The 13,895-nt window shown below is 62.8% G+C and carries 13 protein-coding genes and 1 tRNA gene; 8 read left to right on the top strand and 6 right to left on the bottom strand.

All coding sequences use genetic code 11. The annotated features are described in order from the left end of the window. Positions 1-30: 30 nt before the first annotated feature. A complete protein-coding gene (locus NKI72_RS15820; RefSeq protein ID WP_352457948.1) occupies positions 31-948 on the top strand; it encodes a polyprenyl synthetase family protein in 918 nt (305 codons plus the stop codon). Between the two features lie 169 nt (positions 949-1,117). Here the strand turns inward: NKI72_RS15820 and NKI72_RS15815 are convergent, their stop codons facing one another. The 3 genes from NKI72_RS15815 to tkt all read right to left on the bottom strand — a co-directional run bounded on the left by NKI72_RS15815 (position 1,118) and on the right by tkt (position 6,387). Then, positions 1,118-3,007 carry a potassium/proton antiporter gene (locus NKI72_RS15815; protein ID WP_352831389.1) on the bottom strand — a complete coding sequence of 630 codons (1,890 nt, stop codon included), beginning with the start codon at positions 3,005-3,007 and terminating at the stop codon, positions 1,118-1,120. A 219-nt stretch (positions 3,008-3,226) separates the two neighbouring features. Further along, on the bottom strand, positions 3,227-4,237 hold the full coding sequence (gap, locus tag NKI72_RS15810) for a type I glyceraldehyde-3-phosphate dehydrogenase (protein WP_352831391.1): 1,011 nt from the start codon (positions 4,235-4,237) through the stop codon (positions 3,227-3,229). Between the two features lie 158 nt (positions 4,238-4,395). Further along, positions 4,396-6,387, bottom strand: a complete 1,992-nt coding sequence (tkt, locus tag NKI72_RS15805; RefSeq protein ID WP_352613495.1) for a transketolase — start codon at positions 6,385-6,387, stop codon at positions 4,396-4,398. A 260-nt stretch (positions 6,388-6,647) separates the two neighbouring features. Between tkt and NKI72_RS15800 the strand changes: the two genes are divergently transcribed. The 4 genes from NKI72_RS15800 to NKI72_RS15785 all read left to right on the top strand — a co-directional run bounded on the left by NKI72_RS15800 (position 6,648) and on the right by NKI72_RS15785 (position 9,148). After that, complete coding sequence (locus NKI72_RS15800; RefSeq protein ID WP_006200774.1) at positions 6,648-6,920, top strand: DUF4164 domain-containing protein; 273 nt, start codon at positions 6,648-6,650, stop codon at positions 6,918-6,920. Between the two features lie 4 nt (positions 6,921-6,924). Beyond that, the gene (locus NKI72_RS15795) at positions 6,925-7,290 is read left to right on the top strand and encodes a cell division protein ZapA (RefSeq protein WP_254816554.1); all 366 of its coding nucleotides are present in this window, start codon (positions 6,925-6,927) and stop codon (positions 7,288-7,290) included. A gap of 175 nt (positions 7,291-7,465) precedes the next feature. Beyond that, a complete protein-coding gene (locus NKI72_RS15790; protein WP_023678511.1) occupies positions 7,466-8,125 on the top strand; it encodes a peroxiredoxin in 660 nt (219 codons plus the stop codon). 150 nt (positions 8,126-8,275) lie between these two features. Next, complete coding sequence (locus NKI72_RS15785) at positions 8,276-9,148, top strand: MBL fold metallo-hydrolase (protein WP_352831393.1); 873 nt, start codon at positions 8,276-8,278, stop codon at positions 9,146-9,148. 182 nt (positions 9,149-9,330) lie between these two features. Here the strand turns inward: NKI72_RS15785 and NKI72_RS15780 are convergent, their stop codons facing one another. From NKI72_RS15780 to NKI72_RS15770, 3 genes are all read right to left on the bottom strand, one after another. Further along, positions 9,331-9,843 carry a hypothetical protein gene (locus NKI72_RS15780; RefSeq protein WP_352540248.1) on the bottom strand — a complete coding sequence of 171 codons (513 nt, stop codon included), beginning with the start codon at positions 9,841-9,843 and terminating at the stop codon, positions 9,331-9,333. 434 nt (positions 9,844-10,277) lie between these two features. Beyond that, positions 10,278-11,189 (bottom strand): RNA polymerase sigma factor RpoH, encoded by a 912-nt coding sequence (gene rpoH, locus NKI72_RS15775; RefSeq protein ID WP_023678514.1) that lies wholly within the window; start codon positions 11,187-11,189, stop codon positions 10,278-10,280. A 187-nt stretch (positions 11,190-11,376) separates the two neighbouring features. Further along, positions 11,377-12,417, bottom strand: coding sequence for an RluA family pseudouridine synthase (locus NKI72_RS15770; RefSeq protein ID WP_352540247.1), 1,041 nt, complete (start codon positions 12,415-12,417; stop codon positions 11,377-11,379). A 26-nt stretch (positions 12,418-12,443) separates the two neighbouring features. On the opposite strand from NKI72_RS15770, the gene NKI72_RS15765 reads away from it, so the two are divergent. From NKI72_RS15765 to NKI72_RS15755, 3 genes are all read left to right on the top strand, one after another. Further along, complete coding sequence (locus tag NKI72_RS15765) at positions 12,444-12,827, top strand: fimbrial protein (protein WP_352540246.1); 384 nt, start codon at positions 12,444-12,446, stop codon at positions 12,825-12,827. After that, positions 12,824-13,231, top strand: a complete 408-nt coding sequence (locus tag NKI72_RS15760) for a VOC family protein (RefSeq protein ID WP_352817759.1) — start codon at positions 12,824-12,826, stop codon at positions 13,229-13,231. The genes NKI72_RS15765 and NKI72_RS15760 overlap by 4 nt, the downstream gene beginning before the upstream one ends. A 90-nt stretch (positions 13,232-13,321) precedes the next feature. Beyond that, positions 13,322-13,396, top strand: a tRNA-Glu gene (locus NKI72_RS15755). Positions 13,397-13,895: the final 499 nt, after the last annotated feature.

The following is a 13,895-nucleotide window of genomic DNA, read 5'->3' as shown; positions in this document are numbered from 1 at the left end:
ATGTCTGAGTGTCGGCTACCGCTCCCGACCATGACGAAAGACGACCAAATGGCGTTCGAAGCTGCACTTATTGCCCGGGCAGTTCCGCTCGAGGCGCTGCTGAGGCGGTTGCTCGACGGACGGACGCTTTCGGGCGAGGTCGCGCGGCCCGAACGCCTGATGGCGGCAATGCGACATGGCGTGCTGAACGGCGGCAAACGACTGCGTCCCTTCCTGGTCATGGAAAGTGCTGCACTGTTTTCAGCCGACGGCGAGGCGGCGCTGCGCGTCGCGGCGGCGCTCGAATGCGTGCACTGCTATTCGCTCATCCATGACGATCTGCCGGCCATGGACGACGACGATTTGCGCCGCGGCCAGCCGACCGTGCACAGGGCTTTCGATGAGGCGACCGCCATTCTTGCGGGCGACGCCTTGCTGACACTTGCCTTCGACATCCTTGCCGACGAGGCGACAATGCTGCCGGCCGAGCGCAGGGCAACGCTGGTGCTGGCACTGGCCCGCGCCGCCGGGGCGGGAAGCATGGTCGGCGGCCAGATGCTCGATCTCGAAGCCGAACAAAGCCGGCCGGACGAGGCCGGCATCATCCGGCTTCAGGCGATGAAAACCGGTGCGCTGATCCGCTTTGCCTGCGAAGCGGGCGCTATCCTTGCCGGCGCGCCGTCGGGCGACCGCGAAAGGCTGGCCGAGTTCGGCTCGGCGATCGGGCTTGCCTTTCAGCTTGCCGACGATCTGCTCGACCTGACCGCCGACGCGCATCAGATGGGCAAGGCGACCGGCAAGGATGCCGCGGCCGGCAAGGCGACGCTGGTCGCGCTGCACGGACCGGACTGGGCGCGGGGCCAGCTCCATGGCCTCGTTGACCAGGCTCATGCGTTGCTCGAACCTTTTGGCGAGCAAGCTGCGCTTCTGAAACAAGCGGCGCAGTTCGTAGCGGCCCGCAACAATTAAGCGCGCCCCTATGGCGCGCCGGAGAATTGGCGACTGATCGGCCGAACGTCCTCGCAACCGGCCGATCGGGATCATTTCCGGCGATGTCGGACCACATGGACCCGCCACACCAGTTGCCGAGCCATTCTTCAGCCTCGCGGCAGGGTTCCGCGGCTCGGGTGGACAGCGGTCAGCCTTCGCCAGTTGTCTTTTCCACCACGGGCTGCGGAACCGGTTCCATCTCGGCCGCCGCCTCGACCGCCCGCGCCTCGGCCGGCTTGCGCCGGTTGCGGATGAAGGCGGCGATGCGGTCGCGGATTTCGCCGGCGCTGAGAAACACCGGAACGCGCGCCACCGGCGCGGTCGGCTCAAAGGACAGGCCAAGGCCGGTGATCCTGCCCTTGTCGTCGACGTCGCGGACGATCAGCTCGATCGGACCGAGCAGCACGCGGTCGGCGTATTCGGCGTGGCCGCCGAGCCGGGTAGTGACCAGGTCGCCAATGCTGAGCTTGCGTTCCGCTTCGGTCAGGCCCGGCGCGTAGGCGGTCTCCAGTTCCTCGGCGGGGCGTGACGGATCGACGGCGAAGGCGCCGAAGAAATCAGCGTCCTCGGGATCGACCACGGCACGGCTAGCGAACAGCTTGTCGAGCAGGCGCGGATAGCGGTCCGGCACGAAGATGTAGACATGGTCGCCGGCGGTCAGCCTGCCCATGTCCTGGAAGCGCATCGAGCGTCCGTCGCGCAGCACCAGCGAGGGCCGCGCCCAGCGCGGAATGCGCTCGCCGCGCGCCACCGGGCTGCCGGGCGCCACGCGGTAGGCAAGCAGCTCGTGATGGGCGGAACCCGGCAGTTCGAGTTCGACCTTGTCCAGCGGCCCGAGGCGGGCCGGCACGATCAGGCCGAGGCGGCGCGCCAGCGGGCCGACGGTCCATCCCTGCACGACCAGCGAGACCAGCACGACGATGAAGGCGATGTTGAAGATGAAGCGGCCGTTCTCCAGGCCGCCGAGCATCGGGGTGATGGCGAGCAGGATCGACACGGCGCCGCGCAGGCCGACCCAGGAGATGAAGGCGATCTCGGGGCGCGGCAGGCGAAACGGGATCAGGCAGAGCCAGACGGCGATCGGCCGCGCGACGAAGATCAGGAACAGGCCGAGCAGCACCGCCGGCACCAGGAGCGCCGGAAATTGTGACGGCGTGGCGAACAGGCCGAGGATCAGGAACATGATGATCTGCGCCAGCCACGACATGCCGTCCTGAAAGCGCTTGAGGATGGTGACGGCGCGGATGTCGGAATTGCCGGCAACCAGGCCGGCGAGATAGACCGCCAGGAAGCCGGAGCCGCCAATGGCGCCGGCGGCGGCGAACACCATCAGCGACAAGGTCAGCACGAAGATCGGCAGCAGGCCGTGATCGAGATTGAGCCGGTCGACGAGGCGCACGATGGCGAGGCCGCCGAGCACGCCGACAACGGCGCCAAGCCCCATACTGATGAGGAAGCCGAGGAAAAGGTCGGTAACCAGCATCTTGGCTTCAGGGTTGGCGTGAGCCGCGATGATCTCGACCAGGGTGATGGTCAGGAAGATGGCGATCGGATCATTGGTGCCGGACTCCACTTCGAGCGTGGAGCGCACACGCTCGCGCAGATTGATCTCGCCGGCGCGCAGCAGGAAGAAGACCGCTGCCGCGTCGGTCGAGGCGACGGCAGCACCCAGCAGGAAGGATTCCAGCCAGGTGAGATCGAGAAAATAGTGGGCGGCGGCACCGAACAGGCCGGTGGTCAGCAACACGCCGAAGGTTGCCAGCGACAGCGCCGGTGCTGCCGCCTGCCGCAAGGCGTTGAGCGGCGTGCCGAAACCGGAATCGAACAGGATGACGGCCAGCGCCAATGAGCCGGCAAAATAAGCCAGCCGCGCATTGTCGAACTCGATGCCGAGGCCGTCGGTTCCGGTGGCGAGGCCGATGCACAAAAACAGCAGCAGGAGAGGGGCGCCGAAGCGGAAGGCGATCAGGCTCGAAAACGCGGCGGCAACGACGAGCGCGGTGCCGACCAGCGTTACGAGATAGATCGCATGCTCCATCCGAATTTGCCCCTCACATTCGTGTCCCTCTCGAATTGCGGGAGAGTGAGGCGAAGACGTGACCAGTGCAAGGCGGGAGGGTGGCTTTTTGGTCTATGCCGCTGATTTTCGCAGGTTTTGACGCCCGGAGCGCAATCGCGCCGACCAAAGCGTGGGGCGGTCCTGCTCCAACAAAAACGCCCGGACGAAGCCGGGCGTTTCAGGTCGCGATGGGGAAGATCAGGCGATGGTCTTGCCGAAGGCGACCGCTGTGTCGCCCATGCGGTTGGAGAAGCCCCATTCATTGTCGTACCAGGACAGGACCGAAACGAAGTTGCCATCCATGACCTTGGTTTGGTCGAGCGCCATGACCGAGGAACGCGGATCGTGGTTGAAGTCGATCGAGACATTCGGATGGTGAGTGACGCCGAGAATGCCCTTCAGCTTGCCGTTGGAAGCGGCGATCACCGCCTCGTTGATTTCCTGCACGGTGGTCGAACGCTTGGCGATGAATTTGAAGTCGACGACCGACACGTTGGGGGTCGGCACGCGGATCGAGATGCCGTCGAGCTTGCCCTTGAGGTCGGGCAGCACCAGCCCGATCGCCTTGGCCGCACCGGTCGAGGTCGGGATCTGCGACAGGGCCGCGGCACGGGCGCGGTAGAGATCCTTGTGCATGGTGTCCAGCGTCGGCTGGTCGCCGGTGTAGGAGTGGATCGTAGTCATCATGCCCTTTTCGATGCCGACGGCGTCGTGCAGCACGGCCGCCAGCGGCGCCAGGCAGTTGGTGGTGCAGGACGCGTTGGAGATGACGATGTGGTCCTTGGTCAGCTTGTCGTGGTTGATGCCATAGACGACAGTGAGGTCGGCGCCCTCGGCCGGCGCCGAGACGACGACGCGCTTGGCGCCGGCAGTCAGGTGCGCGGCGGCCTTGTCGCGCGCGGTGAAGATGCCGGTGCATTCGAGCGCGATGTCGATGCCGAGTTCCTTCCACGGCAGCTGCGTCGGATCCTTGATCGCGGTGACCTTGAATTTTTCCTTGCCGACGGTGATCTGGTCGCCGGAGACCGTCACTTCATGCGGGAAGCGGCCATGCACGCTGTCGTAGCGCAAGAGATGCGCGTTGGTCTCGACAGGACCGAGGTCGTTGACGGCGACGACGTCGATGTCCTTGCGGCCGGATTCATGGATGGCGCGCAGGATGTTGCGGCCGATGCGGCCGAATCCGTTGATGGCAACTCTGACGGTCATTGTTCTCTCCCTGGGAGTTGGAGGCCGAAGATCAAGTCCGCAGCTTCATAACGGCGGACGGGCAAAGAATCCAGCCGCCGAGGCGTGGATTTAAATCGATTAGTGTTCCACCGCCCGGCAAAACCGCTATGCCAGCCTTTGCCGGGCGGGGCTCACTTTCATTTGCCATGCAGACGGGCTTCCGCCGCCTTCACCGTTGCCTCGGCTGTGATGCCGAAATGCGGGTAGAGCTGTTCGATGGTGCCGGAGGCGCCGAAGCCGGTCATGCCGACAAAGATGCCGTCGGTGCCGATGAAGTGATCCCAGCCCTGACGGATGCCGGCTTCGATGGCAATCTTGAGCGGCGCATTGCCGATCGTCCTGCTGCGATAGTCGGCGCTCTGCTTGTCGAACAATTCGAAACACGGCACCGAGACGACGCGGGTCGCGTGGCCGTGCTTTTCCAAGGCCTCGCGGGCGGCCAGCGCGATCTCGACCTCGGAGCCCGACGCGAAGATCGTCACCGCCGCCTCGCCACTGGCGGCGGCAAGTTCATAGGCGCCGCGGCTGGAGAGGTTTTCCGCAACGAAGTCGTTGCGTACCGTCGGCAGGTTCTGCCGGGTCAGCGCCAATGTCGAAGGCGTCTTTTCCGACTCAATGGCCAACTGCCAGCATTCCGCGGTTTCCACCGCATCGGCGGGGCGGAAGACATTGTGGTTCGGAATGGCGCGAAGTGCTGCCAGATGCTCGACCGGCTGATGGGTCGGGCCGTCTTCGCCAAGGCCGATGGAATCATGGGTCATGACGAAGATCGAGCGGATGCCCATCAGCGAAGCAAGCCGCATCGCCGGACGGGCATAGTCGGAAAAGCACATGAAAGTGCCGCCATAGGCGATAATGCCGCCATGCAATGTCAGCCCGTTGAGCGCGGCCGCCATGCCGTGCTCGCGAACGCCGTAATGAACGTAGCGCTGGCCGTAATCGTCGGCGGTGATGTTCTTGGTCTGGCTGGTCTTGGTGTTGTTGGAGCCGGTCAAATCGGCCGAGCCGCCGATGGTTTCGGGCACGGCGCCGTTGATGACCTCCAGCGCCATTTCCGATGACTTACGGGTGGCGACCTTCGGCTTGTCGGCGGCGAGCTTCTTCTTGTAATCGCCAATGACGGCGTCGAAGTTGGCCGGCAGCGTGCCACTGATGCGGCGTTCGAACTCGCTGCGCAATTTGGCATCAGCCTTGGCAAGGCGGCTTTCCCAGTCAGTGCGCGCCTTGACGCCTGTCCGCCCGGCGGTACGCCATGCGTCGAGGATATCGGCCGGAACCTCGAAGGGCGGATAATCCCAGCCGAAGAATTTTCTGGCGCCAGCGATTTCCTCGGCGCCGAGCGGCGAGCCATGCGCCTTGTTGGTGCCGGCCTTGGTCGGCGCGCCGAAGCCGATGGTCGTCTTGCAGGCGATCATCGTCGGCTTGTCGGAGTGGCGGGCCGCTTCGATGGCATAGGCGATCGCTTCCGGGTCCTGGCCGTCGATATGGCTGGCATTCCAGCCGGACGCCTGGAAGCGGGCGACCTGATCGGTGTTATCGGCGAGCGACACCGGGCCATCGATCGAGATGTTGTTGTTGTCCCAGAAGACGATCAGCTTGTTCAGTTTCAGATGCCCGGCAAGCGCGATGGCTTCCTGGGATACGCCTTCCATCAGGCAGCCGTCGCCGGCCAGCACATAGGTGTAGTGGTCGACGAGATCTTTGCCGAAAGCGGCATTCATGATGCGCTCGCCGAGCGCGAAGCCGACCGAATTGGCAAGGCCCTGGCCGAGTGGGCCGGTCGTCGTCTCAATGCCCGCGGCATGGCCGTATTCCGGGTGGCCCGCCGTCCTCGACCCCAATTGGCGGAACTGCTTGATCTGGTCGATGGTGATGTCTTCGTAGCCGGTCAGATAGAGCAGCGAGTAAAGCAGCATCGATCCGTGGCCGGCCGACAGGATAAAGCGGTCGCGGTCCGGCCAATGCGGGTTTTTCGGATCGTATTTGAGAAAGCGGGTGAACAGCACCGTGGCGATGTCGGCGCAGCCCATGGGCAGTCCGGGGTGGCCGGAATTTGCCTTCTCGACGGCGTCCATGGCGAGAAAACGGATCGCATTGGCCATCCGGTCATGTTGTTCGCGCGAGGTCATGCTTCCTCCAAAATGGGGGTTTGGGCCTTGGGAAAGCCCTTGAAAAGGGTGCGCGACACATAGCAGGCGCGGCCTTTTAGTCAACAAATCGGTGTGCTTTTGCCGGTCTTGTGATGGCCGTGCGCGACTTACATTAGCGTTAGCAGGGGACAGTCGCGACAGCTTTATTGACGTGCGGTTCACACGACGCGTAATGTTTCAGGGATAACGCGTTCTGAACGTGGATGATTCGGTGATGGGCAGGGCGCAGGACGAAAGCCATGACCGGGGAAACGACCCTCAAGGAAGTCATTGCCAGGCTGGGTAAGGCCATCGAAGGGCTGGAAAACGCCGTCGCGGCCAAGCTTGAGCATGAGCGGGACTATTCGGAAGCCGAGGCCGAAGTGCAGCGGATGAACGCCGACCGCTCGCGGCTGGCGCAGGAGCTCGACAATTCCGAGGCCCGCGCCGAACGGCTGGAAGATGCCAACAAGGAAGTGTCGCGAAGGCTGGTGACAGCTATGGAAACCATCCGCGCGGTACTGGACAGGTAGGCCAATGGCACAAGTCACGGTTTCCATCGACGGCAAGCAGTATCGGATGGCCTGCGACGAGGGCCAGGAAGAGCATCTGATCGATCTTGCCGAGCGCTTCGACCGCTATGTCTCGCATCTGAAGGATTCTTTTGGCGAGATCGGCGACCAGCGGCTGACCGTGATGGCCGGCATCATGGTCATGGACGAGCTTTCGGAACTGCAGAAGCGGGTCAAGGGCATGGAAAGCGAAGTGCTGACGCTGCGCAAGACGCGCGACGACGCACTGACCAAGGCCGACAAGAACGATTCCGTGCTGACCGGGGCGCTCGGCGCACTGGCCCAGCGCATGGAAGACCTGGCGACGACGCTGGCAGTGAACAAGGCCTGAACCAGCGCAGCGAAAATTCCTGCTGCATTTGCCGAGAAGCAATGAAAATATTTCGCCGCCGGCCTTGATGCCGGCGCAACAGGCGTTTGAAGGATGACGCCGGAGTGATAGAAAGGCAAAAGCAGCGCCGGGCAACGCCGGCTGCGATCTGCACGCACAGGGTAAGGGACACGTCATGAGCCTTCGCATCAACGATATCGCACCGGACTTCACCGCTGAGACCACGCAAGGACCGATCAGCTTCCATGAATGGATCGGCGACGGCTGGGCGGTATTGTTCAGCCATCCGAAGAACTTTACGCCGGTTTGCACGACCGAACTCGGCACAATGGCCGGGCTCGAAGGCGAGTTCAGGAAGCGCAACGTCAAGATCATCGGCATCTCGGTCGATCCCGTCCAAAGCCATGAAAAGTGGCAGAACGACATCAAGACCGCGACCGGTCATTCGGTGAACTACCCGCTGATCGGCGACAAGGATCTCAAGGTCGCCAAGCTTTACGAGATGCTGCCGGCGGGTGCCGGCGAGAGCTCGGAAGGCCGCACGCCCGCCGACAATGCCACGGTGCGTTCGGTTTACGTCATCGGGCCCGACAAGAAGATCAAGCTGGTTCTCACCTACCCGATGACGACGGGCCGCAACTTCGACGAAATCCTGCGCGCCATCGATTCCATGCAGCTGACCGCCAAGCACCAGGTGGCGACGCCGGCGAACTGGAAGCAGGGCGAGGACGTCATCATCACCGCTGCCGTCTCGAATGAGGATGCCATCAAGCGCTTCGGCGCCTATGAGACGATCCTGCCATATCTCAGGAAAACCAAGCAGCCTTCCGCCTGAGCAGGCAGAGGCGGCACAGAGAGTTTTCGGTTTTCCTGGCCGTGTGAGCATGGGGTGCTTGACGATGCCTGGTTGACGGACAACCATGCCTTTAATTTGCCGTGGCAGAGAAAATCCTTCCTGCCGTGGTGAGGGGCGAAGGAGGCTGGATTGGACGCATTATCGGCCAGGTCGCAGGTCACCGGCTTCTATGACAAGCCGAGCGGGTCCGTCCAGTATGTGGTCGCCGACATGGCGACCCGCAAATGCGCTATCATCGATCCGGTGCTCGACTTCGACGAAAGGTCCGGTGCAACGGCAACGAAAAACGCCGACGCCCTGCTCGACTTCGTCAGGGAAAGCGGGCTGGAGGTCGAGTGGATCCTCGACACGCATCCGCATGCGGATCATTTCTCCGCCGCCCATTATCTGAGGGGGAGAACCGGAGCGCCGACGGCAATCGGCGAGAAGGTCATCAACGTCCAGAAATTGTGGAAGGTGATCTACAACTGGCCGGAATTCCCCGCCGACGGTTCGCAATGGGACAGGCTGTTCGCCAACGGCGCAACTTTTTCGGTCGGCGGCATTGCGGCAAGAGTGCTGTTCTCGCCGGGCCACACACTGGCCTCGATCACTTACGTCATTGGCGACGCCGCCTTCATCCACGACACGCTGTTCATGCCGGACAGCGGCACCGCAAGGACAGACTTTCCGGGCGGCAGTGCCGAGCGGCTCTGGCGTTCGATCGAGGACATCCTGGCGCTGCCGGACGAGACACGTCTGTTCGTCGGTCACGACTACCAGCCGGGCGGTCGCGAAGCGCGGTGGGAAAGCACGGTCGCGGAGCAGAAAGCCGGCAACATCCATGTTGCCGGCTGCAAGACGGAAGCCGACTTCGTCGCGCTCCGCCAAGCCCGCGACAGGACGTTGCCGATGCCGCGGCTGATCCTGCACGCGCTGCAGGTCAATATGAATGGCGGACGCCTGCCGGAACCGGAATCCAACGGGCAGCGCTATCTGAAGTTTCCGCTCGATTGCCTGTGAGAGGATGGGTCGCTGGCACTACAATGCCATTCAGACTCGGCGCCGCCCTCATCGTTCTGCGATGGTCATCCAAGCTATTGATCCTGATTCGATTTTTGCGATGTTTGAATCCGATAGGTCTATGCGGGACGACGGTGGCGGCAGCCGGATGAGGAGCAGCGCAGACGCCAGCCAGTCGAGCGTCAGGGTTTTGTTCGGCGGGCTAAATGTTCATACATGATTTGCCAAGGATCGCTCTCGGAAGATCTTTCCTCGCCGATCCAATGGAAGCTGGTGGCAGTGATCTCGGTGAAACGCCATCGAGTTTGCAGACCGCGCGAGTCATTGCCGAGCTGGACAATGTCCTTACCCTCGGCCCGCCCGATCTGGCGCGAGTGATCCCGGTTGAGCGGGTCGTTCCATATGATATGCCAGCCATCGATCCCAGGGTCGAAGATGCGCAAGGTTGTGCCATACATCGCGGACGGAGCAGGGCGCTTGGGCCTGATCCAAACGTCCTGAATCGCGCGGCCTTCGAGCACCCAGCCAAAATGGCATTCGCCATCCCATTTCTGGATTGTGCCGTCGTCGAGGTAGTGGACCGAGTCCATCTCCCAGCTTCCAATTAGCCATCCATACAGGGCCATGTCTTTCGCTCGATCGGCTGGCGGACCGTCGGATCCGAGGGCGGCCAGAAACGGAGAAATCGTCATCATCACACTGCCTTTCGTTTCCAATAGACGAACTCAACTGCCCGACGGACCGTTGTCGCGCCCGCCTGCCGCAAGCGCCGGGTTGTGGAATGCCGCGGTCGGCGCCGCAACATTGCCGCCACAGCTTGCAGCCTTGCGGTTTTCAGGGCTTGGGGAAAATTGCGACAATGCCGCTATCAATGAGATCGTCTGGGGACGCCTGGCAAGGCTACTGAGCAGTTAGGGCGACGGATCGGACATCCGCGAAGGCGCCGCGGAACCGGCAACCCGCTAATGCATGTCGCGCAAAAGTCTGCAGCGGTTTTGCGATAACGACATGCATAAAAACAAGAATCTAAAGCGCGCCGCACAAGGCCGGCCCGAACGCGACGCGCTTTAGAAAAAAACGGCGGCGCCAGTTACCTGACGCCGCCGTTATTTGTTTCTACCGGAAGGCCTTACGCCGCCGGCTGCGCCTCGATGGTGCGCAGCGCCTGCGTCTGGCGCTTGGCTGCGGCCTTGACCGCGTCCTGCACCTTCTCGAAGGCGCGCACCTCGATCTGGCGCACGCGCTCGCGGCTGATATCGAACTCGGCCGACAGCTCTTCAAGCGTCAACGGCTCATCGGCGAGGCGGCGCGCCTCGAAGATGCGGCGTTCGCGGTCGTTGAGCACGGCAAGAGCGCCCGACAGCATGCCGCGCCGGTTTTCCAGCTCGTCCTGCTCGATCAGCATCTCTTCCTGGCTTTCGTGGTCGTCGACCAGCCAGTCCTGCCATTCGCCGGACTCGCCTTCACTGGCCCGGATGGGCGCATTGAGCGAGGCGTCGCCCGACAGGCGGCGGTTCATCGACACGACTTCCGCTTCCGAGACGTTCAGCCGGGTGGCAATCTCGGTGATCTGGTCCGGCTTCAAATCGCCTTCATCGAGCGCCTGGATCTTGCCCTTCACCTTGCGCAGGTTGAAGAACAGGCGCTTCTGGTTGGCGGTGGTGCCCATCTTGACCAGGCTCCACGAGCGCAGGATGTATTCCTGGATCGAGGCCTTGATCCACCACATCGCATAGGTGGCGAGACGGAAGCCGCGCTCCGGTTCGAATTTCTTGACGGCCTGCATCAGGCCGACATTGCCTTCCGAGATCACCTCGCCGATCGGCAGGCCGTAACCGCGATAGCCCATGGCGATCTTGGCGACGAGCCGAAGGTGGCTGGTGACGAGCTTGTGCGCAGCCGTCGTGTCCTCATGCTCGGCGTAGCGCTTGGCGAGCATGTACTCTTCCTGCGGCTGAAGCATCGGAAAGCGGCGGATTTCTTCCAGGTAGCGGCTGAGACCGCCTTCGCCGGAAACGATACTGGGTAATGACTGGGCCATGATAGCGCCCCCTCTCTATTGGAGTGATGCCCCCGAAACGCGGCGGGCATGTGGCGCGAATGCCAAAGGCACATTCGCGCCAACCGACATATATAGGAACAAAACCAGAAAGACAGGCATTTGTTCAACACGAAACAGTGTGTCACGTTGAAGTGAACAACGCCGGTCAGGTTTTCAGGTGGCTGGTTCAGAGCTTGCGGAAGCCGTCGACGAGTTCCTCCATGTCCCACGGTATCGGTGCTTCGAACCTCATCGTTAGATGGGTATCGGGATGGCGAAATGCAAGGAGGCGGGCGTGCAAAGCTTGTCGCGGAAACGCCTTTACCTTGCTTCTTAGCGGCTCGGGCAACCGATTGGCCTTGGTGCGGAAAGCCTGACCGTATTCGGGGTCGCCAATCACCGGATGGCCGATATGGGCCATGTGGACGCGTATCTGGTGAGTGCGACCGGTTTCCAGCCGGCATTCGACCAGGCTCGCCATGGCGAATTCCTGCTGCTGCTCGCCAAAGCGCTCAACGACGGTGAAATGCGTGACGGCGTGGCGGGCATCGTCGCGGCCTTGCGGCACCACGGCGCGGCGTACCCGGTCGGCGGCGCGGCCGAGCGGCGCGTCGACGGTCCCGGTCGGCCTTGCCGGTATGCCCCAGACCAACGCCAGATAGGCCCGCTCGAGATCGCCGGTCAGGCCGTGGTCGGCAAAGGCCTCCGACAACGCCTTGTGGGCGCGATCGGTCTTGGCGACGACCATGACGCCGCTGGTCTCCTTGTCGAGGCGATGGACGATGCCCGGCCGTCTCACCCCGCCGATGCCAGACAGGCTGTCGCCGCAATGATGGATCAGCGCGTTGACCAGCGTGCCGGTCCAGTTGCCGGCGCCGGGATGAACGACCAGCCCGGCCGGCTTGTTGATGACGATCAGCTCGCTGTCCTCGTAGAGGACGTCCAGCGCAATATCTTCGCCTTGCGGCGCCGCCGGTTCCGGCTCCGGCATATCAACCGACACGCTGTCACCTTGCGCCATCTTGCGCTTCGTTTCGCTGGCTGGCTTGCCGCCGATCCTGACGGCGCCCTGCTTTATCAGCATCTGTACCCGGCTGCGCGACATGTCGGGGCCGAGCCTGGCCGCCAGCCATTGGTCGAGCCGCTGGCCGGCCGCATCAGCGCCCGCCTCCAGGACGATCGGTCCGGCCCCTATTAATTGTCTGACCACTTCGTTATGAGCGCTCATCGAAAACAGTTCCGGAATCTGCTGCCATGGCCCGGCCGCTTGCCGACGAAGACGAGGAAAAGCCGCTCGACCCCGAGGTCGAAAAGGTGCGGAGGAAGCTCGTCCGCTTCGTCGCCATCAATCTCGGCCTGCTGTTCCTCGCCCTTATGGTGGTGATCGCGGCACTTGTCTACAAAGCGCGCAACGCGCCGCCTGCCGCCCCTCCGCTAAGCAGCGACATCCAGGTGCCGATCGGCGAGACGGTCAACGGCGACATCGTGCTGCCGGTCGGCGCCAGGGTGATCAGCCAATCGCTGTCCGGCAATCACCTGTCGATCGACGCAGAGCTGCCCGACGGCAGCCGCGCCATCTTCGTCTATGACATCACCGAGCGCCGCATCGTTGGCCATTTTTCGATCAGGAACAAATGACCGGTTTTGCCGAATACCGCAGCATTGCCACGGTCGCGCTTGTCGTCGCAAATTATGACGAGGCGATCTCGTGGTATGTCGACCGGCTGGGTTTTGTGCTCGCCGAAGATGTCGATCTCGGCGGCGGCAAACGCTGGGTCACGATCACGCCGTGCAACGGACAGGGTGCGCGGCTGCTTCTCGCCGAGGCATCCGGCGATGCGCAAAGGCACGCCATCGGCAACCAGACCGGCGGCCGGGTCTTTCTGTTCCTCGAAACCGACGATTTTGCCCGCGACTATGCGCTGATGCTCGAAAAGGGCGTTGAGTTCCGTGAGGCGCCCCGGCACGAGACCTATGGCACTGTGGCGGTTTTCGCAGATCTCTATGGAAATCTCTGGGACCTGATCGAGCCAAAACGCTAGGCTTGCAGCGGATACTTCACCGGCGCGATCGGCAGCCTTAAGCCTAGTTGCTTTTTGCCAGCCGTCAGCCTATATCGCCGGTTCTTGAACGCGCCCATCGTCTAGCGGTCAGGACACCGCCCTCTCACGGCGGGAACAGGGGTTCGATTCCCCTTGGGCGTACCAAGTCTCTCCAAGCTCTCGGCAAACCATCAATCCGATCCATCGCCTTGGGTCGCGGCGGGTCTGGCTCATTGCCGCTTCTGGTGAAGCGGAGCTGATTGCATTAGCATTGCATCGTGGGTCTTGAGGCACAGCGTTAGCGGCGCGCAGAACGTCGCGCTGAACAGGGCAGTCGATGCCACGCGGGGAGGAGCCAGATACAGAAACTACAATCACAAGGCGTCCATCACGCTGGTCGGCACTGCCTGGAGCCGACCTGAGCTACAGCTGCCGGCGGCGGATCGTTTTGGCGAACTCGGCGAAGGCGCCTCTCCCTCGAAGGGTGGATGCCGGGAAGGCCCTTAGCACCGGCCAGCGAAAGCTGCGCGCGACGCGCATGGCTGGGCTCTAAACGCGCCATACTCCAGTTGCAGTATCGTAGCTTCTTTGCCGTTCGAATTTCTCTCAGTCATGGCTTCGCACGATACCAAGATATGCTGCGAACGACACATCCACGGCGGGC

Origin of the sequence: Mesorhizobium sp. M0437 (genome assembly GCF_040321335.1) — a bacterium.
In the GTDB taxonomy this organism is placed as follows: Bacteria; Pseudomonadota; Alphaproteobacteria; order Rhizobiales; family Rhizobiaceae; genus Mesorhizobium.
The sequence above is the reverse complement of the archived record's forward strand: the minus strand, read 5'-3'. Positions and strand labels throughout refer to the sequence as shown.